Origin of the sequence: Solirubrobacter phytolaccae (assembly GCF_027587195.1) — a bacterium.
GTDB lineage: Bacteria > Actinomycetota > Thermoleophilia > Solirubrobacterales > Solirubrobacteraceae > Solirubrobacter > Solirubrobacter phytolaccae.
The window spans coordinates 1-25736 of sequence record NZ_JAPDDP010000055.1 but is presented as its reverse complement, the minus strand read 5'-3'; the positions used below and the strand labels follow the sequence as shown (position 1 = coordinate 25736).

General features: G+C 71.8%; 26 protein-coding genes. 14 read left to right on the top strand and 12 right to left on the bottom strand.

Features of this window, described 5'->3' with window-relative positions; genetic code table 11:
- Positions 1-8 precede the first annotated feature (8 nt).
- Positions 9-1151 carry a S8 family serine peptidase gene (locus tag OJ997_RS24630; protein WP_270027916.1) on the bottom strand — a complete coding sequence of 381 codons (1143 nt, stop codon included), beginning with the start codon at positions 1149-1151 and terminating at the stop codon, positions 9-11.
- A gap of 163 nt (positions 1152-1314) precedes the next feature.
- Here OJ997_RS24630 and OJ997_RS24625 point away from each other — a divergent pair, with 163 nt between their 5' ends.
- Positions 1315-2274 carry a glycosyltransferase family 2 protein gene (locus OJ997_RS24625; RefSeq protein ID WP_270027915.1) on the top strand — a complete coding sequence of 320 codons (960 nt, stop codon included), beginning with the start codon at positions 1315-1317 and terminating at the stop codon, positions 2272-2274.
- Here OJ997_RS24625 and OJ997_RS24620 read toward each other — a convergent pair.
- The gene (locus OJ997_RS24620; RefSeq protein ID WP_270027914.1) at positions 2228-3700 is read right to left on the bottom strand and encodes a lipopolysaccharide biosynthesis protein; all 1473 of its coding nucleotides are present in this window, start codon (positions 3698-3700) and stop codon (positions 2228-2230) included. The two genes, OJ997_RS24625 and OJ997_RS24620, sit on opposite strands and share 47 nt — an antisense overlap.
- A gap of 30 nt (positions 3701-3730) precedes the next feature.
- Between OJ997_RS24620 and OJ997_RS24615 the strand changes: the two genes are divergently transcribed.
- Positions 3731-5005, top strand: coding sequence for a glycosyltransferase family protein (locus OJ997_RS24615; RefSeq protein ID WP_270027913.1), 1275 nt, complete (start codon positions 3731-3733; stop codon positions 5003-5005).
- Here OJ997_RS24615 and OJ997_RS24610 read toward each other — a convergent pair.
- Genes OJ997_RS24610 through OJ997_RS24585 form a run of 6 tightly spaced genes read right to left on the bottom strand, consistent with a single transcriptional unit; the run spans position 4935 to position 13871 of the window.
- The gene (locus OJ997_RS24610) at positions 4935-6362 is read right to left on the bottom strand and encodes an ArnT family glycosyltransferase (protein WP_270027912.1); all 1428 of its coding nucleotides are present in this window, start codon (positions 6360-6362) and stop codon (positions 4935-4937) included. The two genes, OJ997_RS24615 and OJ997_RS24610, sit on opposite strands and share 71 nt — an antisense overlap.
- Positions 6359-7861 (bottom strand): O-antigen ligase family protein, encoded by a 1503-nt coding sequence (locus OJ997_RS24605; protein ID WP_270027911.1) that lies wholly within the window; start codon positions 7859-7861, stop codon positions 6359-6361. The genes OJ997_RS24610 and OJ997_RS24605 overlap by 4 nt, the downstream gene beginning before the upstream one ends.
- A 41-nt stretch (positions 7862-7902) precedes the next feature.
- Entirely contained in the window at positions 7903-9786 is a 1884-nt protein-coding gene (locus tag OJ997_RS24600; protein WP_270027910.1) for a FlgD immunoglobulin-like domain containing protein, read from the bottom strand.
- Between the two features lie 16 nt (positions 9787-9802).
- The gene (locus OJ997_RS24595; protein WP_270027909.1) at positions 9803-10909 is read right to left on the bottom strand and encodes a LytR C-terminal domain-containing protein; all 1107 of its coding nucleotides are present in this window, start codon (positions 10907-10909) and stop codon (positions 9803-9805) included.
- A 20-nt stretch (positions 10910-10929) separates the two neighbouring features.
- Entirely contained in the window at positions 10930-12834 is a 1905-nt protein-coding gene (locus OJ997_RS24590; RefSeq protein ID WP_270027908.1) for a polysaccharide biosynthesis protein, read from the bottom strand.
- A 41-nt stretch (positions 12835-12875) separates the two neighbouring features.
- Positions 12876-13871, bottom strand: a complete 996-nt coding sequence (locus OJ997_RS24585) for a DUF354 domain-containing protein (RefSeq protein ID WP_270027907.1) — start codon at positions 13869-13871, stop codon at positions 12876-12878.
- Positions 13872-13925: 54 nt separating this feature from the next.
- Between OJ997_RS24585 and OJ997_RS24580 the strand changes: the two genes are divergently transcribed.
- From OJ997_RS24580 to OJ997_RS24555, 6 genes are all read left to right on the top strand, one after another.
- On the top strand, positions 13926-14732 hold the full coding sequence (locus OJ997_RS24580; RefSeq protein ID WP_270027906.1) for a serine protease: 807 nt from the start codon (positions 13926-13928) through the stop codon (positions 14730-14732).
- A 78-nt stretch (positions 14733-14810) separates the two neighbouring features.
- Complete coding sequence (locus tag OJ997_RS24575) at positions 14811-15266, top strand: STAS domain-containing protein (protein ID WP_270027905.1); 456 nt, start codon at positions 14811-14813, stop codon at positions 15264-15266.
- A 19-nt stretch (positions 15267-15285) separates the two neighbouring features.
- Complete coding sequence (locus OJ997_RS24570) at positions 15286-15936, top strand: DedA family protein (protein ID WP_270027904.1); 651 nt, start codon at positions 15286-15288, stop codon at positions 15934-15936.
- Positions 15920-16684, top strand: coding sequence for an undecaprenyl-diphosphate phosphatase (locus OJ997_RS24565; RefSeq protein ID WP_270027903.1), 765 nt, complete (start codon positions 15920-15922; stop codon positions 16682-16684). The genes OJ997_RS24570 and OJ997_RS24565 overlap by 17 nt, the downstream gene beginning before the upstream one ends.
- Positions 16681-17739, top strand: coding sequence for a phosphoribosylformylglycinamidine cyclo-ligase (purM, locus tag OJ997_RS24560; RefSeq protein WP_270027902.1), 1059 nt, complete (start codon positions 16681-16683; stop codon positions 17737-17739). The genes OJ997_RS24565 and purM overlap by 4 nt, the downstream gene beginning before the upstream one ends.
- A 49-nt stretch (positions 17740-17788) precedes the next feature.
- Complete coding sequence (locus OJ997_RS24555) at positions 17789-19078, top strand: hypothetical protein (RefSeq protein ID WP_270027901.1); 1290 nt, start codon at positions 17789-17791, stop codon at positions 19076-19078.
- 493 nt (positions 19079-19571) lie between these two features.
- Here OJ997_RS24555 and OJ997_RS24550 read toward each other — a convergent pair whose 3' ends face one another.
- The 3 genes from OJ997_RS24550 to OJ997_RS37815 all read right to left on the bottom strand — a co-directional run bounded on the left by OJ997_RS24550 (position 19572) and on the right by OJ997_RS37815 (position 20658).
- Positions 19572-19754, bottom strand: coding sequence for a hypothetical protein (locus OJ997_RS24550; RefSeq protein ID WP_270027900.1), 183 nt, complete (start codon positions 19752-19754; stop codon positions 19572-19574).
- Between the two features lie 10 nt (positions 19755-19764).
- Entirely contained in the window at positions 19765-19953 is a 189-nt protein-coding gene (locus OJ997_RS24545) for a hypothetical protein (protein ID WP_270027899.1), read from the bottom strand.
- 75 nt (positions 19954-20028) lie between these two features.
- Entirely contained in the window at positions 20029-20658 is a 630-nt protein-coding gene (locus OJ997_RS37815; RefSeq protein WP_270027898.1) for a CHAP domain-containing protein, read from the bottom strand.
- A 55-nt stretch (positions 20659-20713) separates the two neighbouring features.
- Here OJ997_RS37815 and OJ997_RS24535 point away from each other — a divergent pair, with 55 nt between their 5' ends.
- The 4 genes from OJ997_RS24535 to OJ997_RS24520 are packed head-to-tail and all read left to right on the top strand — an operon-like array spanning position 20714 to position 24105.
- Complete coding sequence (locus OJ997_RS24535) at positions 20714-21430, top strand: cytidylyltransferase domain-containing protein (RefSeq protein WP_270027897.1); 717 nt, start codon at positions 20714-20716, stop codon at positions 21428-21430.
- Positions 21423-22403 carry a DegT/DnrJ/EryC1/StrS family aminotransferase gene (locus OJ997_RS24530; RefSeq protein ID WP_270027896.1) on the top strand — a complete coding sequence of 327 codons (981 nt, stop codon included), beginning with the start codon at positions 21423-21425 and terminating at the stop codon, positions 22401-22403. Before OJ997_RS24535 ends, OJ997_RS24530 begins: the two co-directional genes overlap by 8 nt.
- The gene (locus OJ997_RS24525; protein WP_270027895.1) at positions 22400-23083 is read left to right on the top strand and encodes a WbqC family protein; all 684 of its coding nucleotides are present in this window, start codon (positions 22400-22402) and stop codon (positions 23081-23083) included. Before OJ997_RS24530 ends, OJ997_RS24525 begins: the two co-directional genes overlap by 4 nt.
- The gene (locus OJ997_RS24520; RefSeq protein WP_270027894.1) at positions 23080-24105 is read left to right on the top strand and encodes an N-acetylneuraminate synthase family protein; all 1026 of its coding nucleotides are present in this window, start codon (positions 23080-23082) and stop codon (positions 24103-24105) included. The genes OJ997_RS24525 and OJ997_RS24520 overlap by 4 nt, the downstream gene beginning before the upstream one ends.
- Here OJ997_RS24520 and OJ997_RS24515 read toward each other — a convergent pair.
- The gene (locus OJ997_RS24515; protein ID WP_270027893.1) at positions 24102-24710 is read right to left on the bottom strand and encodes a pseudaminic acid biosynthesis-associated methylase; all 609 of its coding nucleotides are present in this window, start codon (positions 24708-24710) and stop codon (positions 24102-24104) included. The genes OJ997_RS24520 and OJ997_RS24515 overlap by 4 nt on opposite strands.
- Before the next feature lie 22 nt (positions 24711-24732).
- On the opposite strand from OJ997_RS24515, the gene OJ997_RS24510 reads away from it, so the two are divergent.
- Both OJ997_RS24510 and OJ997_RS24505 read left to right on the top strand, forming a co-directional pair.
- Positions 24733-25335 (top strand): class I SAM-dependent methyltransferase, encoded by a 603-nt coding sequence (locus tag OJ997_RS24510; protein WP_270027892.1) that lies wholly within the window; start codon positions 24733-24735, stop codon positions 25333-25335.
- A gap of 10 nt (positions 25336-25345) precedes the next feature.
- Positions 25346-25736: hypothetical protein (locus OJ997_RS24505; protein WP_270027891.1), on the top strand; the 391-nt coding region annotated here is incomplete at its 3' end.

Below are 25736 nucleotides of genomic sequence, written 5' to 3'. Positions count from 1 at the left end.
AGGGGGCTTTAGGAAAGCGCCTTGACCAAATTCACGCGGCCGAAGCCGAACTGCTGGTCGCGGCCCGCCGCGCCGAGGTCGTCCACGGAGGTGTCGAGCTTGGAGCGGATCTGGGTCGCCGTGAAGGACGGGTTCTTGGCCGCGATCAGCGCCGCCACGCCCGCCAAGTGCGGGGTCGCCATCGACGTGCCGGAGAAGGCCACGTAGCCACCACCGCGCTTGGTCGAGAGGACGTCCACACCGGCGGCCGCGATCTCGACGTCGCTGTTGGCGTTCGAGAACGAGGCGCGCGCGTCGTTGCGGTCGGTGGCCGCCACGGAGACGACCTCGGCGTACGCGGCCGGGTAGTTGGCCGTCGCGTCACCGTCGTTGCCGGCCGCGGCGATGATCAGCGAGCCGCGCGAGGTGGCGTTGCGGACCGCGGTCTGCAGCGTCGTCGAGGCACCACCGCCGAGCGACATCGAGATGATCTTCACGCCCTTGCCCGCGAGGTAGGTGATGCAGTTCGCCACACCCGCCGTGGTACCCGAGCCGAGCGCGTTGAGCGCCTTGCAGATGGCGAGGCTCGAGTTGTAGGACACGCCCGCGACGCCGACGCCGTTGTTGGCCTTGGCCGCGATCGTGCCGGCCACGTGTGTGCCGTGGTCGTTGTCGTCGTTGCACGAGCCCTCACGGACACGGTCCGTCAGCAGCTGCACCGAGGCGCAGGCGACGACCTTCCCCGCCAGGTCCTCGTGCGCGGCGTCGATGCCGGTGTCGACGATGCCGACCGTGGTCGCCGGGATGTTCGGGTACCCCGCGAGATCCCAGCCCTCCGGCGCGTCCATGTCCGCGTCGTTGGCGTTGTTGAGCCCGTAGAGCTCGCCGAAGCGCGCGTCGTTGGGCACGCCGAGCGCCTTGAGCTCGAGGTTCGGCTCGGCGTACTCGACGGTCGACGAGCGGTTGAGCGTCGCCGCGGCCGCCTTGGCGTCCGCGACCTGCACGACCTGCGCGCCGGTCGCTTCGACCGCGCCGAGCACGGTCGAGAGCCCCGCCCGGTCCGCGGCCGCGGACTTGGACTTCGCGGCGGCACCGGCCTTGTACTTGACGATCACGCTGTCGGCGTTCGCCGTAGCCGGGACCGTGAGCAGCGCGGCGACTCCCAGCGCCACGCAGAACTTTCGCTGCATTGGATTGCCTCCCTTGAGCATCCCCTGAGGGAGGCTGGAACGCACACGGGCGGCGCGACTTGCGCTGCCGCTGACACGGTGTCAGCGATCTGGCAACCCTCAGAGGCGCATGTCACACAACGCTTGCGCCACACTGCAAGCCCTCGTGCCCGTCGAGCTCTCTTTCTGCGTGGTCAACACCGAGCAGCGTGGTCTGCTCCGCTACTGCCTGGACTCGATCGCCCGGGAGCGGGCGACGGTCGACTTCGAGACCGAAGTGCTGGTGCTCGACAACGCCTCCCAGGACGGATCGGTGGAGGTCGCGAGCCGCCATCCCGTGGTCAACGAGGTCATCGCCCTGCCCCAGCGCCAGGGCAAGGCGGCCAACGACTCGCTGCTGCTCGAGCGCGCCCGCGGCCGGTATTGCCTGCTGCTCAACGAGGACTCCGAGCTCGAGCCGGGCGCGACCGTCGCGCTGCACGCCGCGCTCGACGCCGACGAGCAAGCGGGAGCGGCGGGCGCGATGCTGGTGCGCCCCGACGGTGTCCAGCAACCGTCGGCGTGGCGCTTCCCGTCGACGAGCACCGCGCTCTTCACCGCGCTCTGGCTGCACAAGTCGTTCGTCGTCCAGAGCACGGGCATGACCGTCAAGCCGGTCGACTGGGTGCAGTCGGCGGCGATGCTCGTCCGCCGCGCGGCCGCCGAGGAGATCGGCTTCTTCGACACCGAGTTCTTCGTCTACTCCGACGAGGTCGACTTCTGCAAGCGCCTGCACGACGCCGGCTGGCACACGCTCTACGTGCCCGACTCGCGCGCCGTCCACCACGAGCAGCTGCAGACGGGCAACGTCCCGAGCCGCCGGATCGTCGAGTTCTCCCGTAACCGCGAGCGCTACATGCGCAAGCACCACTCGTGGCTCTCGGCGCTCATCGTCCGCTGGCTCACGGCCTGGACCTACGCCGTGCGGGCCGTCGGCGCGCTGGTGATCCCGGGCCACAACCCCAAGCGCTACCTCAAGCACGTCAGCGCCACGCTCGCCCCCGGTCGCGGCGAAGGCCTGCGCGAGGGCGCCGACGAGTTCAACCGGCGGCTGTCGCCTCCGATGGGCTCGGTCGACCTCGACTGAGCAGCCCGCGGGCGGCGCGTAGCTCGCCCGGCCGGAAGAAACGGGTGACGACGAGCGCGAGCGGCAGCGCGGCGAGCACCAGCGCGCGCGTGACGAAGCCCACGACGCCGTCGGTCGGCAGCAGCAGCTCACCGGCCGCGGTGAGCCCGCCGACGACGATGACGAACCGGGAGAGGCGACCCCATTCGAAGTCGACCGGGAACAGCTTGTGGGTGAGCGCCCACATCGCCACGAGCATGACCAGGTAGGCCCCGACCAGCGCGAGGCCGGCGCCCGCGATTCCCAGCGACGGCACGAGCACCACCAGCAGGATCACGTTGACCGCGAGCCCGCACAGCGCGGCGGGCGCGTTGCGGACGGTGACCTGCGCGCGACCGGCCATCGCCACCAGCACGAGGAAGAGCCCGTAGAGCGCCCAGCCGAGCGCCACCCAGGTCAGGGCTTCGTGGGCGGCGAAGAACTCGGGCGCGGCGAAGATCCGCACGACCCAGCGGCCGAGCAGGACGATGCCCGCGACCACGAGCCCGGTGAACAGCACGTAGTACGTGGCGACGCGGGCGTAGACGCGCGAGGCCTCGGCGTCGTCGACGATCGAGTACGCGAGCGGCGGCCAGGCGAGCTGGAACGCGCGCACCGTGAACACGACGATGCCGGCGAGCTTGACGCTCAGCGAGTACAGGCCCGCGTCGTCGGGGCTTTCCGCGCGGTAGAGCCAGAAGCGGTCGACGAAGAAGATCAGGAAGACGGACACCTCGGCGGGCACGGTGGGCAGGCCGAAGCGCAGCATCGAGCCGAGCTGCGGCCGTGACGGCAGGCCGATCGCGTCGCGCTCGACGAACCACAGGCCGAGCAGCACCACGGCGGACGCGGCGTAGTTGCCGAGCACGAGGCCGAACGCGCCCTGGTCGGCGACCACCACCAGCAGCACGGTGAGCACCACGGTCAGCCCGACGTTGATCAACGCGGCGATCGCGAAGTCCCGCGCCCGTTCCTCCACCCGCAGCAGCGCGTAGACGAGCTCGAGGTTCGTGAACGCCCACAGGCCCAGCGCGCCCGCGCGCACCACGTCGGCCTGCTCCGTACCGAGCAGCGCGCGGCTGACGGGGTCCGCGAAGACGACGATCACCAGCGCCGCCACCGTCGTGATCGCCAGCAGCGTGCCGATCGCCGTACGCGCGAGATGGCGCCGCCGCACCGGGTCCGCGTCCAGGTAGTGGAAGCGCACGAACGCCTCCCCCAAGCCGAGCCGCAGCACGATCGAGCTGAGGATGATCGTCGTCAGGATCAGCTCGGCGGTGCCGTAGTCCGCACGCGTGAGATGGCGCGTGTAGACCGGGAGCAGCGCGAGCGCGACGACCTTGGAGACCGCATCGGCGAGCTGGTACGCCGCCCCGGTGCGCAACAGCCGTCGCAGGTAGCTCGTCATCTCTTCGGGAGACGCTAGCGTGCGTGCGCGATGACCGACCCGGCCGGCGGCTACGGATGGCGAGCGGGACCCGCGGGCGCCGCGGCGCGCGCGCAGCGGTCGCTCGGCGACGACGCGCCGGCGATCGGCGTGCTGCTGCTGCCGCGCGCGCTCGAGTCGTTCATCCTGCGCGACCAGGCCGAGGATCTGCTGTCCGCGCCGGGGCTGTTCGCCGTCGAGCCCGCCCGGATCTCCTACGGCGCGTACCTGCGCCTGCCCGCCGCGGTCGGGGACGGGCTCGCGGCCACGCAGGCGAAGCGGCTGAAGCTCCCGGGCGTGCCGCGCCTGATCGTGATCTTCCACCCGCTGCAGTACCCGCTCGCCCGTGGGCTCATCGCGCAGCACCCGGACGCCGAGCTCTGGTACTGGCAGTGGGACCGCTTCGACGCGGCCTACGACGCCTCGCCGCGCCAGCGCGACCGGCTGCAGGAGCTCCATCTCGCGGCTTCGCTGCGGGCGACCAAGAACGTCGTCGTCACCGACGCGCTCGGGGCGCTCGTGCACGAGGAAGGCGGCGCGCCGGAGCTGATCCCGCTGGCGGCGGACTCGTTCCCCGCGCCCGATCCCGGCGCGACGGTCGTGGCGGTCTCGCTCGGGCACCTCGGCCACCGCACGGACTGGAAGCTGCTGCGCGCGGTCGCCGAGGGGATGCCAGAGCTCGTGCTGCTGCTGATCGGCGCGTGGCACGACGCCGAGTCCGGCCACGACGAGGACTTCCAGGCCTGCCGCTCCGCCCCCAACCTCGTCTGGCTCGGGCAGCGCTCGGACGACGAGGCCGCGCGGCTGATCGCCCTGGCCGACGTCGGCATCGTGCCCTTCGAGCGCTCGGACTTCAACGAGACCGGGCTCCCGTACCGGATCCTCAAGTACGCGCGGCTCGGGCGGCGCACGGTCTCACGCGACCTCGCGGGCGTACGCACGTGGGCGAACGCGGTGACGACCGCCGAGACGCCGGAGGAGTGGATCACCGCGCTGCGCGCTCACGCGGGCGCGCGCGTCCGCCCCGACGCCGAGCTGCGCGAGTGGGCGTTCGCCCAGACCGCGCACGCGCAGAACCGGCCGCTGTGGGAGCGGATCGAAGCGCTGGGAATCGAGAGCGGGCGGCTCGGGTCCGAGCGGGGGAGTTCCCGCGACGATCCGAACCGGCAAGAGCCTCCGGGGAACTCCCCGAAGCATCGCCCCCTGGGCGATGCGACTAGCAGCGACGATACGCCGTCAAGATCCCGGCGGAAGCGACGCGTTCGAACGCCGGATTCGGCAGGTTGACCGCCGGGTTCGTCCCGTCGGCGAAGCCGTAGCGGCGCAGCCCCTTCTGGCTCAGCGCGAACACCTCGACGCCACGGTCGCGCCGCTTGGCGCTGCGGGCGCCGATCCGCGCGTCCTCCAGGTGCCACTTCGCGTCCGGGACGAGCCGGTAGGTCGGGAACGTCAGCGGCCCGCACTCCAGCCCGGCCTGCACCTCGGGGTCGTCGAGCAGCGCGACCAGGCTGTCGTGCGTGGCGCGGATGAACCGCATCTCCTCGGTGACGTTGGTCAGCGACGGCGCGAGGATGAGCATCCCGATCGCGCCGACCACGGCCGCCCCGGCACTCGTGCGCAGCCACAGCGCGCGCACGCGGCCTTCAGCCTCGGTGAAGCCGAGCAGCGCGTAGCCGGCGAACAGGCACATGGCGATGGCCGGCACCGTGAGGTACCGCGGCAGGATCGAGAGGCCGAGGATGCCCGTGCCGACGAACGTGATGATCCCGCCGGCGAGCAGCGCGGCCGGGACGAGCAGCCGGCGCCAGCCGATGAACCGCCACGCGAGATAGGCGCCGATCGGCGCGAGGAGCGCCACCGGCGGCCGCACCGTCGAGCCGATGAAGGTCACGAACGAGCCCGGGACGTGCTGGATCCCGCGGACGCGGCCGAGCTCCTCCGCGAGCGTGCTCGTCGCCTGGATCGAGTGCGCGGCGTTGCCGGTCACGATCAGGTCGGTGAGCGCCCAGAGGCCCGGGGCGATGAACACGGCGACGACTCGGCCTGCGGCCTCGCGTCGCTTGGAGGACTCGCCCGAGGGGCTCGTCCTCCCGCGCCACCAGTCACCGACGGCCCAGAGTCCGGTCAGGACCCAGGCCTCGGGACGAAGGAGGCCGGCGAGGACGAGCAGGACCGGCACGCCCCGGCGATCCTCGGCCGCGAGCACACCCGCCCAGATCACCAGCGCAAGGAACGGCGGGTCCACGTACCCGCGTGCGGCGTAAAGCAGGAAGGACGCCGAAGCGGCCACGAACAGCGCCGCCAGCGCGCCGCTCCAGCGCCCGAACACGGCCGCGCCGAGGCGGTACGTGCCGAGCACCATCGCCGCGTGCGCGAGGAAGCACAGCAGCACGAGCGCGCGGTCCCCGCTCTCCCCGAACACCAGCCCGAGCAGCGCGGCGACGGCGATGTAGAGCGGATGCTGCGTCGGCGCGGCGTAGGCCTCGAAGGACGGCAGCGAGCCGCCGAGCAGCTCGCGACCCCACACCAGGTGGTAGTAGGAGTCGTAGTTCGGATAGGTCCGCGTGAGCGCCCACACGAGCACGGCCGCGGCGAGCGCGAGCACCGTGGCGGCCAGCTCGACGCGCCGGGAGAAGCGACTCACGGGACGACGGCGGCGGACTCTTTGCGGTGCCCGTTGAGCGCGGCCGTCGCGTCGTCCGCGGGCCGGCGGCGCGAGCGCGGCGCCGACGCCGCCAGCGCCGAGCCCAGCGCGAGCAGCGTCCACACCACGGGGTCCTCGAGGAAGGCGGCGTAGAGCCACGTGTGGAGGACGAGCGCGGCGAAGCCCGCCGCGATCGCGGCCCGCACCGGGTTCCCGCTCGCGCCGCGCAGCAGCCGGCGGAAGGCCAGCACGAGCAGCGCGATGTAGACGGCCAGCCCGACGATGCCCTGCTCGGCGGCGACCGTGATCGGGATCGTGTGCGAGGCCGACGTCGCCTCACGCCCGGACGCGCGCTCGGCGCGCCGGTACTCGGTGTTGAAGCTGCCCGCGCCCCAGCCCGTCAGGAGCTTCTCGCGGGCGAGGTCCACGCCGCCCTCCATCAGCTCGACGCGGCCCGAGGTGGCGTCGTTGAGCGAGTCCGAGTCGAAGTCGAGCCGCAGCGCGCTCGGGAAGGCGAAGATCACGATCGCCGCGACGACCACGGCCAGCGCGACCGGGATGGCCACGAGCTTGACGCTCCACCGGAGCGCCGCGAGCACGACCAGGCCGAGCAGCAGCGCGGCGAAGCTCGACTGCGAGAGCGTCGTCAGCAGGCCGCCCCAGAGCACGACCAGCGCGGCGATCGCCAGCAGCAGGTTCCGCGGCCGCTTGGCCCACAGCAGCACGCTCGCCAGCCCGAGCATCACCAGCGCGAGGAACCGACCGTAGATGTTCGGGTCGAAGAACAGCGAGTTGACCCGGAAGTACTCCTCGACCTGGTTGGACGCGATCACCTTCGGGTTCAGCAGCAGGTGCCGCGTCTGGAACTCCCAGAAGCCGATCCCGGTGAAGATCAGGGCGAGCACGACCAGCACGCCGCCGCCCCACAGCAGCCGCCGCGGCGTCCACTCCAGGCCGCGCAGCAGCACGAACAGCAGCGCGAACGGAACGTAGAAGAAGATCACCTGCTCGAACGCCTTCGCGTGCCCGTCGCCGTAGATCGACTGCGCGGCGTAGAGCACGATCCCGCCGAGCAGCACCCACTCGAGCCACCCGGCACGCTCCGCGGGGGTGCCGGCGTGCCGCGCGGCCAGCCGCGGGATGAGCCACGCGAGCGCACCCGCCCCGATCACGACGTAGAGCGGGACGAGGAGGTTGGCGGTGCTCCCGCCCGCCTCGACCGGGACGCGGAACGGCAGCGCCGCGAGCGCCAGCACGGCGAAGAACCCGGGCCGGCGCGCGAACAGCCACGCCAGGCCGCCCATCGCGACGACGCCGATGCCCGCCGCGGCCAGGCCCAGCACCGGGCGGTCGCGGATCGTCTCGACCTGCGGCGAGTTCCAGATCTCCCCCACGAGCAGGACCGGCGTGAGGATGAGCGCGCCGAGCATCGCCCACGCGCGCCCGCGCACGGTGCGACCGAGCACGGCCGCGGCCGCGAGCACCGCCGCCAGGATCATTCCGGCGAGCAGAACCCATTCGGGGAAAGCGGCGGTCTCGCTCACTCTTCGGACCTGATCCGCGGCTGCACGCCCCGGAGGATGTCGTAGATGTTGCGGGTGACCTGCGCCACGTTCGGATCGTCCAGCTTCTGGGGCCACTCGGGCAAGCCGACGCGGATCACGGTGCCCTTGCCGAGCTGCACCGCCGAGAGCGCCGGGCGGAGCTCGCGCGCGGCCTTGCCGGACTGCGCGGCCTCGGCCTCCTCCTCGGGCGAGAGCGGCTGGCCGACGCCGGAGAGCACCTTGCCCTTGCCGAGCGAGGTGGACTCCTCCAGGCGCGTGAAGCCCGGCAGGTCCAGCGCGCCCTCCATCAGCCCGTAGCTGGCGCTTGCGTCGGAGTACTCGACGAGATCCGCCGGCGCGGGCAGTCGCCGCTCGCGGGCTACGCGCGCGCCGAACGGGTCGGCCGCCGCGGGCTGCGTCGGGCGCTCGAGTGTGCCGACGTCCTCGTTGTTGCGCACGCGCAGGCGGACGCCGCGACGCAGCGTGTCCGAGCCGAAGATCGCGAGCTTGCCGCCCTGGTCGACGTAGTCGCGCAGGCGGTTCCCGAGCGAGCGCGTCACCCACGTCATCGAGCCGGCGAGCAGCACGCCTTCGCGGTCCGACGCGCGCGGGTTGCGCGTGAGGTCGAGGTCGATGTCACTCGTGAGGTCGTACCGCAGCTTCCGGCGGTCCAGGAACACCAGCAGCGGCGCGACGTTCTCGGCGAAGCCCGCCGGCAGCCCGTCGTCGCCCACGAACATCCGCGGCCAGCGCACCTTGTCGCCGGTCAGGAGCGTGTTCGGCAGCCCGTCGAACGGCGCGTCGTCGACCTTGTCGCGGCCGATCCAGCTCAGCGTCGGGACCACCACCAGCACCCGCGCGCGCTCCTTGGCCTGCACGAGGAACGGCACCGTGGTCGACCAGCGGCCGGCGCGCAGCTCCAGCAGGTACACGCCCGAGGGACCCTCCGGCGCGCGGAAGACGAGGTTCGGGTCGGTCGCCGTGCCGCCCTTGACGTACCGCCCCTGGCCCACGCGGCGCACGCGCCAGCGGAACTCGGCGCCGCGGGCGTCCACGAACACCTCAGTGCGCCCGCCGGCGGTGACCGGCCGCACCGGCGGCTGGGCGCTGATGCCCCGCACGGTCAGGCCCGGGCGGCCGTCGACGGCGCCGGGCTCGAACTCAGACGGCGAGAGGCCACGGTTCCCGGCCCGGTCGCGCACCTGCGCCTGGATGAGGTAGGTGCCCGGCGGAAGCGGCTTGCCGTCCTCGGTCCGGCCGTCCCAGCGCGTGCGCTGGTAGCGGCCCGGACGCGACATCGTGTGGATGAGCTTCGGCTCGCCCTGGTCGGTGCGGAAGACGCGCAGGATCGTGTTGTCGCGCGAGCGGCCCTTGACGTAGATGTCGATCTCACGGTCGCCCTGGGAGACGATGTTCTGCAGCCGCGGATCCCGCTTCGTGCAGGGGTCGCCGATGCAGACCTGGGGCGCGGGCGCCTTCGTGTCGACGTTCATCGTCTTCTGCAGCACCGCGGAGCGGTTCTCGTCGCGGAGCGCGACGCGAACCCGGTAGCGGCCGTCCGGGACCACGGTGCCGTCGTCGCCCTTGCCGTCCCACTCCAGCCGCAGCGGGCGGTAGGCCGCCATCGACACGCTCTCGCGCAGCCGGCGCACGCGGTCGCCGTCGATGTCGACGACGTCGACCGTCGCGACGTCCGCGTCCTTGATCGAGAACGAGATCCGGCTGACGTCCCGCTTGTCGTCGCCGTTGGGCGAGAAGTACTGCGTGATGTCGCCGACGGTGATCACCGACGGCTCGTTCTTGAGCCGCTGGGCCACGAAGAACGCCGCGAACGTCGCGCCGACCAGGACCACGAACGTGATCCGGGCGACGAGCGTCATGGCGCCGCCGCGGGCCTCAGCCGGTGGACTTGTCTTGGCCAACGATCGCGACCACGTTCCACTCCCGGCCCTGCTCGACGGCGCTGGACTCGCCCTGGATCGCCTCGGAGAGCTGCTCCACGCGATCGATCCCGAGCACGTCGGCGACCCCCTGGGCGGCGGCCTTGTCCCCGCGGGCGTACATGACGGTGGAAGTGGTGGTCTGGGCCGCCTCGCCGAGCGTAGCGGCCTCGATGTTGCCTTCCGGGTAGCCCTCGTCGGTCAGCATGGTCTTGTAGGTGCCGGCCAGACCCGTCGTGCTCGTGGCGTTGAAGACGACGATCTGCGCGTCTTCCTTGGTCACGCCGGGCTCCGCGGTGGCCTCGGGCGTGCTCTCGGCACCGGCCTCAGCGGTCGGGTTGGCCGTGGGGTTCGGCGGCACCGCTTGCTCGCCGTCGCCACCGATCTTCGTGAAGCCGTAGCCGACGGCCGCGATCACGAGCACCGCCAGGATCGCGCCGATCACGATGCCGCGCGTGCTGCTGTCGCGGCGCGGCGGCGGAGCGGCGGCGCCACCACGACGGGGCGGCGGCTGCTGGGTGCGGCGCGGCGGGAGCGGCTCCACGCGGCGCGCGGCCGGCGTCGCCGGGGGCGGCACGTACCCGCCACCGTTGGTGGTGGAGGGCAACGGCGCCGGCGGGACGTCCGCGACGGTCTGGGTGGGCGGGGCAGCCGCGGTGGCCAGCGCCGCTGCGGGCACCGGGTGCGGCTTGGGCTCGTGCGGGTCGTGGACGCCGGCGGCGCGCGCGAACGCCAGCGCGGCGACCTCCTCCGGCTTCAGCGCCGCCGTGCCGTTGGCCGGCGCGGCCACGACGGGCTGCGCCTGCGCGACGCGCTGCGGCTGAGCCGCGACGGGCTGAGCGACCGGGGCCTGGCGAACCTGCTGCGCGTGCTCGGCGACGGCGTACTCGAGCTCCGCCGCACGCTCGGGCGCGCGGCCCGCCCATTCGCGCAGGCGTTTGACTTCGCGCGCCTGGGCGAAGTAGAGCAACGTGAGCACAGCCAGGCCGAAGAAGGCGGCGATACCGATGTATGCGCCGTACTTCTCGACCTGCTCCTGGAGCGAGAACGCGAGAAAAACCATGGGAGCCGGAGCCCAGAAGTCTAGGAGGCCGTGCCCCCGGAAGGTTCCGCGGGCGTCGCGCGGCCGGTCGAGAGCTCCGCCACGGCGACCGCCAGCGCGGCCGCGTCGCCCTCTGCCACGAGCAGCGCGACCTTGTCGAAGACGTAGTCCACCCACGCGGGATCCACGGCCGGACGGGCCGCTCGGCGGATCTTCTCCGCGGGGGTCGGCTCGGGCGTCTCGTAGGAGTTGAAGAGCTGCTCGTGCAACTTCTCGCCCGGACGCCGGCCGACGATCTCGATGCCGATGTCGCGGCCGACCTGCAGGCCCGAGAACTCGACCATCTGCTTTGCCAGCCCCATGATCGAGACGGGCTCGCCCATGTCCAGCGCGTACACCTCGCCGCCGTTGGACAGCGAGCCCGAGCGGATGACGAGCTGGACCGCCTCGGGGATCGTCATGAAGAAGCGGGTCATCTCCGGGTCGGTGACCGTCAGCGGACCGCCCGCCGCGATCTGGCGCCGGAAGATCGGGACGACCGAGCCCGAGGAGCCGAGCACGTTGCCGAAGCGCACCGCGCAGAAGCTGGTCTCCGGGAAGTGCGTGTTCGCCGCCTCCATCGCCCACTCGGCGAGCGCCTTCGACGCACCCATGACCGTGGCCGGCGCGACCGCCTTGTCCGTGGAGATGAGCACGAAGGTCTGGACGCCCGCCTCGCCGGCGACGGTCGTCAGGGCGCGCGTGGCGAGCGCGTTGTTGCGCACGGCCTCGATCGGGTTGGACTCCATCAGGCCCACGTGCTTGTAGGCGGCGGCGTGGAAGACGATCTCGGGCTGGTGCTCGGCGAACACCTCGCGCATCCGCTCCTCGTCCTTGACGTCCGCGAGGACGGAGACCGAGGTGAGCACGTGACGCTCGCCGACGAGCTCGCGCTCGATCTCGAACAGGTTCGCCTCGCTGTGGTCCACGAGGACGAGCCGGCTCGGGTTCACGCGGGCGATCTGTCGGCAGATCTCCGAGCCGATCGAGCCGCCCGCGCCCGTGACCAGCACGCGCTGGTCACGCAGGTAGTTGCCGACGGACTCGATCTCCATCCGCACCGGGTTGCGGCCGAGCACGTCCTCGACGCGCACCTCGCGCAGCTGGCGCGTCAGGTGGTTGCCGCCCTGGAGCAGCTCGAACACGGTCGGGACCGTGCGCACCGGCACGCCCTGCTCGCGGCAGGCGCGGACGACGCGGCCGCGCAGCTCGCCGGACGCCGACGGGATCGCGATCATGACTTCGTCCGGCTCGACGTCCTCGAGCACCTCGTCGAGCTCGAAGGTCGTCCCGAGGATGTCGGAGCCCTTCTTGTTGTCGTCGACGTAGCCGATCGGGCGGTAGCCGAGGTCCGGGTTCTTGCGCAGCTCCGCGTACAGCAGGTGGCCGCCGTCGCCGGCGCCGACGATCAGCACCTTGCGGCCGTCGCGGCGCGTGCGCCAGCCCGAGATCCCGCGCATGAAGATCAGGTGCGCGACGAAGCGCGAGCCGGTGAGCAGCGCGCCCAGCAGCAGCCCGTAGAGCACGAGCACGCTGGCCGGGATCGACAGCGGGCGCAGGCCGTCGGGCGTCGACGTCAGCATCACGGGCTGGACGATCGCGACGTAGCCGACCAGCACGAGCACCGCCAGGACGGTGCCCTCGGCGATCTTCAGGTACTCGCGCTGGGAGGAGTACCGCATCCAGTGCCGGTACATGCCGACGATCGCGAAGCAGAACAGCGACCCGAAGATCGCGAACGTGATCGTCCGCCACAACAGGTCCGAGTACCGCGACGGCAACTCGCCGTCGAACCGCAGCGAGTAAGCGAGGTAATAAGCCAGCGCGACCAGCCCCGCGTCCAGCACCACCTGTGGAACGGAGTGGCGGTGGATCGGAAAGGCCGCGGTACGGAGCCGGCGGCGCATCTGGAGCAGTGTATTGGGCAGCGCGGCGCGAAGACGCGGCGCTAACGCGCCCCAACGAAGAGGTCGGTGAACACCTTCGGGTCCCGCCGGATGCGTTCGGCCGCGCTCGCGGCGTCGCGCTTCTCGAACACGACGTCCTCCGCGCGCTCGAGATGGCGCAGCCGGCCGGACGCGATCAGCGCCTCGTCGACGGCGCCGAGGCGGCCTTCGAACGTCGTCCACACCGGCGTGCCGAGCGCGACCGCCTCGCGGTTCATCGTGCCGCCGGCCGAGATCACGAGGTCGGCGTACGCGATCAGCGACTGCGCGTCGATCGCGCGCTCCGGGACGATGAACCCGCCCTCGCGCGCGAGCTCGGCCCGCTGCTCCTCCGTGCGCGGCAGCACGACGACCTGGCCGCCCTTCAGGCGGTGCAGGACCTGCGTGAACACGGGCGCGTCGAAGCGGTGGTAGAGCGAGACCGCCGGCGGCGTGCGCACGACCGCGATCGGCTGCGCGGGGTCGAGGGAGAGCTCCGCCAGCACGGCGGGGTCGGGCTCGAAATCCGCGAGGTAGTACTCCTCCTTCAGGCCCGCGTAGGCGCGGATCTTGCGCTCCGTCGCCCCGTACTGGGCGAGGCGGTCGAAGGGGATCACGTCCGGGACGACGATCCCCGACGCCAGCCGGCAGTTGATCGCGTGCTGCTGGCGCGCCCACTCGTAGTCGAACGCGGTGACGGACGGGATCTGCAGCAGCTTCGCCGCGACCGAGATGTCATTTGAGCCGTGGCCGAGCGCGAGGTCGATCCCGCGTCCGCTCGCCCAGCGCGTGAGCGCGCCCGAGCGCGACAGCAGCCCGAGCCCCTTCGCCGCCAGCTTGCCGCCGCGGTGGTGGCCGATCGCCGTGTGATCGAGCCGGAAGCGCTCGAGCAGGCCGAGCGTCTGCGCGAAGTCCCGCGCGGTGATCAGCACCTCGTCGCCGCGGCTCCGGAGCTCCTCGATCACGGGCCGCATGACGAGCACGTGCGGCGAGTTGGTGAGGTCGATCCAGACGCGCAAGGCGGACCACTCTAGTTACCGCAAGTTCTCATTCGGACCGTCGTTCGTGCGGATATGAACAAGCGCCTCATCACCGGACTCGCCGTTGCGCTGTCGCTCATCGGCGCTTCGTCCGCTTCCGCCCAGTCCTGGGCCCCCGCCTCCTCCGCCACGGTTCATCCGGGCGTTCAGACGTACACGGACGGTGCCCAGTGCACCGCGAACTTCATCTTCAACGACGGATCCGACGTCTACATCGGCCAGGCTGCGCACTGCTCGGGCACCGGCGGCCAGACCGACACGGACGGCTGCGCGACGCAGAGCCTGCCGAACGGCACCGCGGTCGAGGTCACGGGCGCGTCCAAGCCCGGCACGCTCGTCTACAACAGCTGGACGGCGATGCAGGCGGCCGGCGAGACCGATCCCGACACCTGCGCCTACAACGACTTCGCGCTGATCAAGCTCGACCCGGCCGACTACGGCAAGGTCAACCCGTCGGTCCCGACGCTCGGCGGCCCGACCGCGCTCGGCACGACCACCGCGACGCTGGACACGGTCTACACGTACGGCAACTCCTCGCTGCGCCAGGGCATCACGCTGCTGTCGCCGAAGATCGGCAAGAGCCTCGGCGCCTCCGGCGGCGGCTGGACGCACCTCGTCTACACGGTCACGCCGGGCATCCCGGGCGACTCGGGCAGCGGCTTCATGGACGCCAAGGGCAACGCGTTCGGCGTGCTGTCGACGCTCCAGCTCGCGCCGGTCGTCGCCTCCAACGGCGTCTCCGACCTGCCCAAGGCGCTCGCGTACGCCCGCGCCCACGGCGGCCCGCAGGTCTCGCTCGCGGCGGGCACCGAGCCGTTCACCGGCTCCCTCGTCGGCTGATCCCCGACTTGCAGGCTTGACGGCCACGCGGCGCGCGCCATACGCTCTCAGAGCCGGCCCGCGCCGCACCGTCCAGCCATGTTCACGTCTCAGTCCCTGCGAGCCGTACCGAAGCCGGGCTCCGTTGGGTTCAAGGAGCACCGGCTCGACGACGTCGTGCATCAGATCGATGTCGTGGGCGCGCTGGAGGACACCTCCGAGCTGAACCGCCGGATCGAGGGCGCGCTGGCCGCCGGGGTGCGCTGGCTCATCCTCGACCTCAGCGAGGCGGCCGTCGTCTCCGACCTCGTGCTCGAAGGCCTCGTCGACGCCGCGGGCGCGCTGCGCTCACGCAAGGGCGAGCTGATCGTCGCGGGTGCCCAGCGCCACGTCGCGCAACGACTCGCCGCCTACGACGTCGCCCACCGCCCGGCCGTGGCCGCGAACGTCGACCAGGCCGTGATGATCCTGAAGATGTTGCGCCCGAAGACGGACATCCGCCGCGCCAAGCAGCGGATCAACTCTTTGACACTTCCCAGGATTGAACCCAACTAGCTTCTCTACTCTGGGCGCCGTGCTCGTCGCGTCCATAACCGATCCGATCGTCAACTTCGCCGTGGACGTCGTCCGCGAGATGGGGCTGGTCGGCGTGTTCTTGCTCATGCTGGGCGAGAGCGCATGCCTGCCGATCCCGTCCGAGGCGACGATGCTGTTCGCCGGCTTCAACGTCGCCGAGGGCGAGTACTCGCTCTTCCTGGCGACCTTCGTCGGCGTGGCGGCGAACGTCGTCGGGTCCTGGATCGCGTACGCGGTCGGCTACTTCGGGCGCGTGGACCTGATCGAGAAGCACGGGCGCAAGGTCTTCATCAAGCCGCACCACCTCACGTGGGCGGACAACTGGTTCGAGAAGTACGGCGACGCGACCGTGTTCTTCTCGCGCATGCTGCCGATCATCCGCACGTTCATCTCGCTGCCGGCCGGCGTCGCGAAGATGCCGTTCTGGCGCTTCACGGTCCTGACGACGCTCGGCTGCATCCCGTGGGTCTTCATGCTCGTCTTCATCGGCCAGCAGGCCGGTGACCGTTGGGAGTCCTGGAAGGACAACCTGCACTACATCGACTACGCGGTCGTCGCGCTGATCATCCTCGGCGCGATCTGGCTCTTCTTCCGCTGGCGGCGCGGGCGCGGGAACGCCGACGCGGCCGCGGATGCGACGTCCGCCTGAGCTCGCGCAGGTCGCCGCCCTGGGCCTGATCCAGGGCGTCGCCGAGCTGCTGCCGGTGTCCTCGTCCGCGCACGTCGCGGCGGTGCCGGAGCTGCTGGGGTGGGACGTGGCCGGGTGGGACGCGGCGCGCCGCAAGGAGCTCGAGGTCGCGCTGCACACGGGCGCGGCGCTGGCGCTCGCGCCCGAGCTGCTGCGGTTGCTGCCGGATGCGAAGACGCTCGCGTTGTCGCTGGCTCCGCCCGTGATCGTCGGCGGGCTGTTCGAGCGGGCGATCGAGGAGCGGATGGGCGGACTGGTCGCCGGGCTCCTGCTCGGCGCCGCCGCGCTGGCGGCCGCTGACATCGCCGGGGGTGAAGGCGGGTGCGGGCCGCGGGAGCGCGGCGACGCGTTCCAGCCCGGCCTCGCGCTCGGCCTGGCCCAGGCCGCGGCGCTCATCCCGGGCGTGTCGCGGTCCGGCGCGACGCTCGCCGCCGCGCGGGCGCTCGGGTACTCGCGGGCCGAGGCCTCGCGGCTGTCGTTCGGGGTCGCCGGGCCCGTACTCGTCGGCGCGACCGCGCTCAAGGCCTGGCGCGGCCGGAAGACCGCCGATCGAGCGGTCCTCGCGACCGGCGTCGCCGCGTCGCTGATCGGCACGCGGGCCGCGCTGAAGGCGTTCGGGCTCGAGCGCGGGCCGCTGTGGCCGTTCGCGGCCGAACGGGTAGGGCTCGCGGGAGCGATCCTGGCCGTGCGCTACCGTCGGCACGCGTGAGCACCGACGCGTACGCCCAGGCAGGAGTCGACCAACACGGAGCCGACCGGGCCGTCACGGCGTTGGTGTCGGTCCTCAAGACCATCGATCCGGGTCGCGCCTCGCGCTCCCGCCTCGCCAGCGGCCACTACGCCGCCGTGCTCGAGGTGGCGCCGAACCTCGGCATCGCGGTCGGGACCGACGGGGTCGGCTCCAAGCTGATCCTCGCGGAGCAGACCGGCCGCTACGACACGGTCGGCATCGACTGCGTGGCGATGAACGTCAACGACGTGGTGTGCGTCGGCGCGGAGCCGATCGCGCTGCTGGACTACCTCGCCGTCGAGCAGGCCGACCCGACCGTGATGGAGCAGATCGGGATCGGCCTCAAGCGCGGCGCGGAGCTCGCCGGCGTGGAGATCCCGGGCGGCGAGGTCGCGATCCTGCCCGAGCTGATCCGCGGCCATCCGTCGCCGAACGGGTTCGACCTGACGGCCACGTGCTTCGGCACCGTCGCGCTGGACGGCATGGTCACGGGCGAGCGGATCGCTCCCGGCGACGCGCTGATCGGCGTGCCGTCGAGCGGCCTGCACTCGAACTCCTACACGCTCGCGCGCAAGATCGTCGAGGGCCTGCCGCTCGACCAGGCGTTCGAGGGCGGCACGCTCGCCGACGCGCTGCTCGAGCCGACCGTGATCTACGTGCGCGCCGCGTTGGAGCTCGTGCGCAGCGCGGTCGACGTGCGCGGCCTCGCGCACATCACCGGCGGCGGCCTGCTGAACCTGCTGCGCCTCAACGAGTCCGCGGGCTTCGCGGTCTCCGACCCGCTGCCCGTGCCGCCGATCATCGCCTTCCTGATCGAGCGCGGTGGCGTCTCGGTGCCGGAGGCGTGGGAGGTCTTCAACATGGGCTGCGGCTTCGTCGCGGTCGTGCCGGAGGCCGAAGCGGACGCCGCGACCGAGGTGCTCGCCGCGCATCATCCGGGTACACGACGGATCGGTACGGTCACGAGCGAGGCGGGTCGCGTCAGCGCGCCCGGCGTCGCGGGTGACCGCAATGGCCTGAGCGTCACGACCTGAGCTCGACGGATGGTTCAGGTTCCGCGGCGCGCTGCCGATAGGAGCCTCGATGAACCGCCGTCTGAAGATCTCAGTCCGCGACCACGGCCGCAAATCCCACGCGTTCGTCGGCGCACTCGCCGCGGCTGGGCACACGTTCCAGCCGGACGGCGAGGTCGACATCCTGCTGCTCGACCTCGATCCCCCGTACCTGCTCCACAAGCGTCTCCTCGACACGTACTCGGAGATGGGGGCGAAGATCATCCTCTATCCGCACGGCGGCGGCGGTCCGCAGCTGAGCTATGAGGGCCTGTGGGCGCCGGACGCGCGCGTGTTCGCGAACCTCGTGACCGGCCCCGGCCACGCCGAGTACCTGCGCCGCATCGACTACCCCGCGCAGGTCCACTCCATCGGCTGGACCTACTGCGACCAGTTGCCGTTCCGCACCTGCGAGGACGTCCGCAACGTCGTGTTCGCGCCGTGGCATCCCAACGGCGACGGCTCGATGACCGACGTCCAGCGCGACTGGAACACCAAGGCCTTCGAGCAGCTCCTCGCCTCCCCCTTCAAGATCACCGTCCGCCACATCGGCACGCTCGAGCAGAACGGCCTCTGGAAGGCCGAAGGCGTCACCTACGTCAACGGCCGCACCTCGGCGCAGAACACCGAGATGGACCGCGCCGACGCGGTCGTCGCCGCCGACGGCACCTACCCGACGATCGCGGTCGCCCGCGGCGTCCCGACCGTCGTCTACGGCCAGGGCGTGATGGCGATCGGCTTCCCGGGCGAGACCCCCAAGCTGATGCCCGACCGGCCCGAGCTCTACTGGGACTACGCGCAGTACCCGTACGACCTCGCCAACGGCGACCTCGAGACGCTCGTGCGCACCGCCGCCCGCACCGAGGCCACCGCCTGGCGCCGCCGCTACGTCGGCGAGGACTTCGACCCCCTCAAGTTCGTCCGCCTCGTCGAGCGCATCATGTCCGAGGACCCCGACGCGCCCGTCCACATCGACGAGACCCGCAGCCACACCACCCTGGCCCTCGCCGACGAGCTCGTCGAGAACCCCGCCCTCCTGAAGGCCTACTGCAACACCTACGGCCCCGAGGACGACGCAAGCCTGCTCCTGTGGGCCCCGGGCGTCCCGGCCGAGGAGCTCCTCGCCATGGCCGAGACGGCGATCGAGACCTCCGGCGTGGACCCCAACCGCCTCCCGGACATGCTCCTCGCCCCGCTCGCGGGCTCCCCGAAGGTCGACGCCGCCCTCGCCGAGCGGGCCGACACGCTCCTCAGCGAGTGGCCGGCCGCGGGCCGCATCGGCGCGCTGCCGCGCTTCGCTTCCGCGCTCGCCGCGCGGTAACGGCAACGGCTGATCACACGCGCGGGCGCCGCGTCAAGCAATTCATGCCCCGGCGTTGAGGCTGACGACGCGGTCGTCAGGAATTGCTTGACCCGTCGCGGCGGGCGTGATGTGGGCAGGTGAGGAGGGTTCCCCTCACTGAGTGAACGCTCAGGCGTTCACCTCGTTTCGATCACGAAGGACCAGGCGCGCACGCCCGTTTTGGAGACATGCCACGCGAGCGTCGAGTTTCTCGGCTCCAGCACGAGAAAGTCGACGCTCGCGTGCAGAGGGCCGTGATCGTTTTGCATCGCGGAACGAACCCGAGCGAATCGCTCGAGGGGAACGCGAACGCGTTCACAGTCCGGGGAACCCGGCTCATCTGCACATGAGCGCACCCGCCCCGACGGGTCAAGAAATCCGTAGCGACCGCCGCGCGGCGCCACACCGTTGGGGCACGGATTTCTTGACGCGGCGGCCGCGGGTGTGCTCGCCGTTCACGCGGCCCGGCGGCTTAGTCCGTCTCAGTCGGATCGGGCTCAGGCAGCCCGCGTTCGCTCTTGGGCGTCCCGACGGCACCGGGCACGGCGTCGTCGGCCTGCTTGCGCTCCCAGTCCTCGCGGGCGTCGGCGATCTCTTCGCCGAGCTCGTTCGAGCGCTTCTGGAGTTCTTCGACCTCGTCTTCGGGCGTGCTCATCGAGGACGGTCTACCCGTCCGCGGCGTCTTCTGAGCGCGCGCGTTCCTCCAGCTTCTCCTGCAGGTAGGCGGCGCGGTCGGCGCGGCGCTCGTGGGTGCGTTCCTCGCGGGGCAGGTCGGCGTCCTTCGCCTGCTCGCGCTCGGCGTGCTCGCGCTGCAGCTGCTCGAGCTGCAGCTCCTCGGTCTCGGGATCGGCCATACGGGTGAGCGTACGAAAAAGGGCGCCCTTGCGGGGCGCCCTTTCCGAGGGGGGAGGATCGATGGGGAGGAAGCGTTAGCCGAGGCGCACGTAGCCGATCGCGGGCCGGTCACCGGGCGCGTAGCTGCGGCGGATGACCTGGTCGGAGGAGTTGCCCTCGATCGTGTTGATCGTGCCGTCCGCGGCGACGTTCTCGACGACGCCGATGTGCTCGTCCCAGACGATCAGGTCGCCGGGCTGGGGCTTGACGTCGCCGCCGGTGTTCGGCACGGCCTTGCCGGACTTCTCGGCCCAGGCGTAGACGTCGTCGACGCGGCCGAAGCCCTGGCCGTTGTCGCCCAGCGGCACGCCCGCCTCGCGAGCGGCCCAAGAGGTGAAGTACGCGCACCAGGGACCGACGCCCGAGCCGGCCGTGGCCTGGCGGTACTGGGCGATCCGCGGCGAGTCGTTGGAGCCCATGGGCTGCTCTTTGACGCCGATCTCCTGGCTGACCAGGTTCACGATCGCCTGCCCGGCGTTGGAGGTGGGCTGCGCGGCCGTGCTGGCCAGCTGAGCGGTCTGGCCCGCGCTCTGCAGGGCCGTGGAGAAGGCGGTGGAGGAGGCCGGCGTGGCCGCGGGGGCTGCGGGGGCGACCGGCGCGGCGGCGACCGGGGTGAAGAGCGCCTGCAGCTGCTGCATGCGGGCCATGGCGACGTCGTAGCTCACTAGGTCATGTGTCGGCGTTCGACCGCCGAGGCTTTAGCCCTACTATCGGCCCCCTATGGCGGAGCCCATGATCGTGGTGCAGGCGCGGATGTCCTCGTCCCGGCGCCCCGGAAAAGTGCTGGCGGACGTGCACGGCGAGCCCATGCTGCACCTGATGCTCAAGCGGTTGGACCGCGTGCCCGGGCGCGGTGAGATCGTGGTCGCGACGAGTGACCGCGACGACGACGACCCGATCCAGGAGGCCGCGAACGCGCTGGGCGTGCGCGCGCACCGCGGCTCGCTGATGGACGCGCTGGACCGCTACCTGGGCGCGATCGGCGACTTCGACGGCCCCGTCGTGCGCGTGACCGCCGACTGCCCGCTGATCGACCCCGACGTGGTCGCCGCCACAGTCGCCAAGTTCAACGCGACCCCCGGCTGTGGGTACGCCTCCAACGTGCACCCGCGCGCATTCCCCATGGGGCTGGAGACCGAGGTGTGCGGCGCGTGGGCGCTGCGCGCGATCGCCGCCGAGACCGACGACGCCTTCGACCGCGAGCACATCACCCCCGCGCTCGAGCGCGACCCGGAGCGCTTCAAGCACGCCTCGCTCGTCAACGACGAGGACCTCAGCGAGGTCCGCTGGACCGTCGACTACGAGGACGACCTGCTGTTCGTGCGCGAGCTCGTGGGCCGGCTCGGCGACCGCCGTCACGTCGCGGACTGGCGGGAGCTGATGGCGACGGTGCACGCCGAGCCGTCGCTCGCCGACTTCCGCGGCAAGCGTGGCTGACGTCGTCCCGCACAACCGCCTGACCTTCGGCGACGAGGAGACCGCGGCGGTCGCGGCCGTCGTCGCGAGCGGCTACTGGGCCGGCGGCCCGCGCGTGGCCGAGCTCGAGCAGGCGCTCGCGCACGCGTTCGGCAAGCCCGACGCCGCCTGCGTCGCCTCCGGCCTCTCCGCGCTCCGGCTCGCGCTCGCCGCGCTCGGCGTCGGCCCCGGCGACGAAGTGCTGGTGCCCGCCTACGCGTGCGTCGCGATCCCGAACGCCGTCGCCGCGCTCGGCGCGACGCCCGTCGCGGGCGAGATCGAGCCGCGCACCTGGACGCTCGCCCCCACCGACGCCCGCTACGCCGTCGCCGTGCACACGTTCGGCGCGCCCGCCGACGTCGCCGCCTTCACGGGCACGCTCATCGACGACGCGGCCCACGGGCTCCCGGCCGGCATCCCGCCGACCGCCGCCACGATCACCTCGTTCTACGCGACGAAGCTGATCGGCGGCGCGGAGGGCGGCGCGGTGCTCGGCGACCTCGCCGACGCGGTCCGCGACGCGCGCGACTACACGGACAAGCCGGCCAGCGCGCTCCGCCTGAACGACAAGATGAACGACCTCGAGGCCGCGCTCACCCTCGCGCAGCTCCGCCGGCTTCCGGACCTGCTCGCCGCCCGGGAGCGGCTGGCGCGACGCTACGGCGAGCGGCTCGCGCACCTCAAGACGATCGCGCTCCCGGCCGAAGCATCCGGACGTGTCTGGTACCGCTACGCCGTCGAGGCGCAACACACGACCGCCCGCGAGCTCGCCGCCCACCTCCGAGAGCACGGCGTGATCGCCCACGAGCCCGTCGAGGACTGGCGCAGCCCTGAGCAGCGCGAGGCGACCCCGATCGCCACCCGCGCCTACGAGCGCCTGCTCTCGCTCCCGCTGTACCCCACGCTCACCGACGCCGAGCAGGACCGCGTGATCGCCGCGCTGGAGGCCGCATGATCGTCTCGATCAACCAGCCCGCGTACCTGCCGTGGCTCGGCTACTTCCACCGCATCCAGCACTCGGACCTGCACATCGTGCTCGACGACGTCCAGTTCGAGAAGAACTCGTTCACCAACCGCAACAAGATGCGGACCAACGAGGGCTGGACGTGGCTCAGCGTCCCGCTGCTCACCAAGGGCAAGTTCGGCGACCTCGCGATCAACACGGTCGAGATCGCCAACGAGCGCCCGTGGGCGCGCAAGCACTGGGACACGCTGCGCTTCGGCTACAAGAAGGCCGCGCACTTCGCGGAGGAGGCGCCGTACTGGGAGGCGATCTTCGCCCGCACGTGGGAGCGGCTGATCGACCTCCAGCGCGAGACGCTCACCCACCAGCTCGAGGCGCTCGCCATCACCACCGAGCTGCGGTTCTCCAGCAACCTGCAGGTCGAGGGCGCCAAGGCCGACCTCGTGCTGAACCTGTGCAAGGCGGTCGGCGCGACCGTGTACCTCTCGGGGCCGTTCGGCCGCGACTATCTTGACCCGGCGGACTTCGACGAGGCAGGGATCGAGCTGCGCTTCCACGACTACACGCATCCGACCTACGAGCAGGCCCAGCCGGGCTTCGAGCCCTACATGGCGGCGCTCGACGCGCTCCTGGCCCTCGGGCGCGAAGGCGCGAAGGAGCTGCTGGCGTGACCGCGATCGACTTCAACGGCCCGTGCCTGGTGGCCGCCGAGATCGGCGTCAACCACAACGGCGACATGGACCTCGCGCACGCGATGATCGACTCCGCCGTCGACCACGGCGCGCACGCGGTGAAGTTCCAGAACTACCGCACCGAGGACTTCCTGCACGACCGCACGCTCACGTACGAGTACACGTCGCAGGGCAAGACCGTGGTCGAGACGCAGTACGAGATGTTCAAGCGCTGCGAGCTCTCCAGCGCGCAGCTGACCGAGCTGCGCGAGCACTGCGAGGCCCGTGACGCGCTGTTCTTCAGCACGCCCACCAGCGCCGACGGCGTGCGCCAGCTCGTCGAGCTGCAGTCGCCGCTGCTCAAGAACGGCTCGGACTACCTCGTCGACCTCCCGCTGATCGAGGAGATGGCCCGGACCGGCCTGCCGACGCTGATCTCGACCGGCATGGCCACGCTCGGCGAGATCGACGACGCCGTGCGAGCGTTCCGCGCCGCGGGCGGTGGACCGCTCGCGCTGCTGCACTGCACCTCCAGCTATCCGACCAAGCCCGAGGACGTGCACCTGCGCAAGATCCCGGCGCTCGCGGCCGCGTTCGGCTGCCCGGTCGGCCTGAGCGACCACACCGCGGGCATCGAGGCCGCCCTCGGCGCCGTCGCGCTGGGCGCCTGCTTCGTCGAGAAGCACTTCACGACCGACCGCAACCTGCCGGGCCCGGACCACTGGTTCTCGGCCACGCCGGACGAGCTGCGCGCGCTGGTCGACGGCGTCAGCGCCGTCGAGCGCGCGCTCGGCACCAGTGCCATCGGCCCGACGGCGACCGAGGAAGCCGGCCGCCGTTCGTTCCGCCTCAGCTGCGTTGCCGCCCACGACCTCCCGGCCGGCCACACGCTCACACCGGACGACATCGCCTTCAGCCGCCCCGGCCAGGGCATGCCGCCCAAGGGCAAGCAGTGGCTCGTGGGCCGCACGCTCACGCACGCCGTCGTCGACGGCCACGTGCTGACCCCCGAGGACTTCTAGGCGGACTTCTCGAGGATCCAGACCGTGAGGTCGTCCCACACGGCGTCCTGCGGGAAGAACTTGCGGTCGAGCTCCTTGAGCCCGCGCTCGGCGTAGAGCGCGCCGAAGTCGGCCCGGAACAACGCGCCCTCGTGGCCGCGGTAGTGGACCTCCTCGGTCGCCTCGGCGAAGTACTCGCCGCAGACGACGTAGCGCCCGCTCACGCGCACGATCTCGTCCATCACGTCCGGCAGGGTCTCCTGCGGCTGGTGGATCAGCACGCCGGTGGTGAAGACCAGGTCGAACTCACCGTCCGCGAACGGGAGCTCCTTCGCCGGCGTGAGCTCCGTGCGGATGCGCGGCTCGGCCTCTTTCAGGGCCGCCAACGCCGACGCGTTGATGTCCACGCCGGCCACGTTCTCCACGCCCAGCAGCGTCGCCAGCGCCCGCAGGTTGCCGCCGACGTTGCAGCCGACCTCGAGCACCGTCTTGGCCTCGATCGTGTCCAGCACCCACTGCCACAGCGGCACGCGCGCGCTGCCGTCGTCGAAGTTGCGCTTCACATATTCATCGCCGAAGTCCCCGCCCCACAGGGATTCCAGCCGTTGCGCCTCGTCGCCGCTCATATGCGGGATAGCCTACGGATCCATGGCTGAAGACGACGTGTTCGCGGGGGTCGCGAGCTATTACGACGGCCTCGTCGCCGAGCACGGGGACAGCCCGCGCTCGGCCGACTACGGCGACCCACGCTCCCAGCAGGCCAAGTTCGCGGTGCTCGCGGCGGTGGAGGAGCTGCGTGGCGCGCGCGTGCTCGACGTCGGCTGCGGCCTGGCCCACTTCGCCGACTACCTGGACGAGGCCGGGCTCGGGGTCACGTACACCGGCGTGGACCTGTCCGCGGCGATGGTCGGCCTCGCCCGTGAGCGCCGCCCCGACCTCGACATCCGCCAGGCCAACATCCTCCACGAGGACCTGGGCGAGTTCGACGTCGTGCTCGCGAACGGGATCTTCTACCTGCTCGGCGACGACGCGCTCAGCCTCATGCACGGGCTGGTCGAGCGCATGTGGTCGCACGCCCAGCGCGCCGTCGCGTTCAACTCGCTGAGCGCCTGGGCCACCGACGCCGAGGCGGAGGAGTTCCACGCCGACCCGGCCGAGACGGTGAGCTGGGTCCGCGCGACGCTGACGCCCCGCCTCGTCCTGCGCCACGACTACCACACGCGCGATTTCACGGTCTACGCCTACCGCTGAGGTCGTCTTCGTGGCCGACGCCGCCCCGGCGGTCGGCATGGGCCACGTCAGCCGCTGCTCCGCGCTCGCGGCGGCCTACGACGGCCCGGCCCGCTGCCTGGCCTACGACGCGCCGGGCCCGTTCGAGCGCGACGGCGTCGCGTGGGAGCCGTGGAACGGCCCGCTGTCGGCGCTGCGCGCCGAGCTCGCCGTGATCGACGGCTACCGCTTCGAGGCGGTCGCGGACGTCGCGGCGCGCCTGCCCGTGGCGATCTTCCACGACGGCGGCCCTGTGCCGGCGAACGTCGCGCTGGTGATCGCGCCGATCGCGGGGGAAGAGACCACGCAGGGGGGCGGCGCAAGCGCGGCCGCGGGCGGCGGCGCTGGAGCGGCCGGCGCGGCCGCGGGGGCGGCGGCGGGGG

Coding starts and splice junctions, on each gene's coding strand:
- OJ997_RS24525 (WP_270027895.1), top strand. CDS start 22,400: ATGATCGTCTCGATCAACCAGCCCGCGTACCTGCCGTGGCTCGGCTAC.
- OJ997_RS24510 (WP_270027892.1), top strand. CDS start 24,733: ATGGCTGAAGACGACGTGTTCGCGGGGGTCGCGAGCTATTACGACGGC.
- OJ997_RS24595 (WP_270027909.1), bottom strand. CDS start 10,909: ATGGTTTTTCTCGCGTTCTCGCTCCAGGAGCAGGTCGAGAAGTACGGC.
- OJ997_RS24580 (WP_270027906.1), top strand. CDS start 13,926: ATGAACAAGCGCCTCATCACCGGACTCGCCGTTGCGCTGTCGCTCATC.
- OJ997_RS24590 (WP_270027908.1), bottom strand. CDS start 12,834: ATGCGCCGCCGGCTCCGTACCGCGGCCTTTCCGATCCACCGCCACTCC.
- OJ997_RS24600 (WP_270027910.1), bottom strand. CDS start 9,786: ATGACGCTCGTCGCCCGGATCACGTTCGTGGTCCTGGTCGGCGCGACG.
- OJ997_RS24535 (WP_270027897.1), top strand. CDS start 20,714: ATGGCGGAGCCCATGATCGTGGTGCAGGCGCGGATGTCCTCGTCCCGG.
- OJ997_RS24545 (WP_270027899.1), bottom strand. CDS start 19,953: ATGGCCGATCCCGAGACCGAGGAGCTGCAGCTCGAGCAGCTGCAGCGC.
- OJ997_RS24555 (WP_270027901.1), top strand. CDS start 17,789: ATGAACCGCCGTCTGAAGATCTCAGTCCGCGACCACGGCCGCAAATCC.
- OJ997_RS24620 (WP_270027914.1), bottom strand. CDS start 3,700: ATGACGAGCTACCTGCGACGGCTGTTGCGCACCGGGGCGGCGTACCAG.
- OJ997_RS24515 (WP_270027893.1), bottom strand. CDS start 24,710: ATGAGCGGCGACGAGGCGCAACGGCTGGAATCCCTGTGGGGCGGGGAC.
- OJ997_RS24575 (WP_270027905.1), top strand. CDS start 14,811: ATGTTCACGTCTCAGTCCCTGCGAGCCGTACCGAAGCCGGGCTCCGTT.
- OJ997_RS24550 (WP_270027900.1), bottom strand. CDS start 19,754: ATGAGCACGCCCGAAGACGAGGTCGAAGAACTCCAGAAGCGCTCGAAC.
- OJ997_RS24605 (WP_270027911.1), bottom strand. CDS start 7,861: ATGATCCTGGCGGCGGTGCTCGCGGCCGCGGCCGTGCTCGGTCGCACC.
- OJ997_RS24565 (WP_270027903.1), top strand. CDS start 15,920: ATGCGACGTCCGCCTGAGCTCGCGCAGGTCGCCGCCCTGGGCCTGATC.
- OJ997_RS24615 (WP_270027913.1), top strand. CDS start 3,731: ATGACCGACCCGGCCGGCGGCTACGGATGGCGAGCGGGACCCGCGGGC.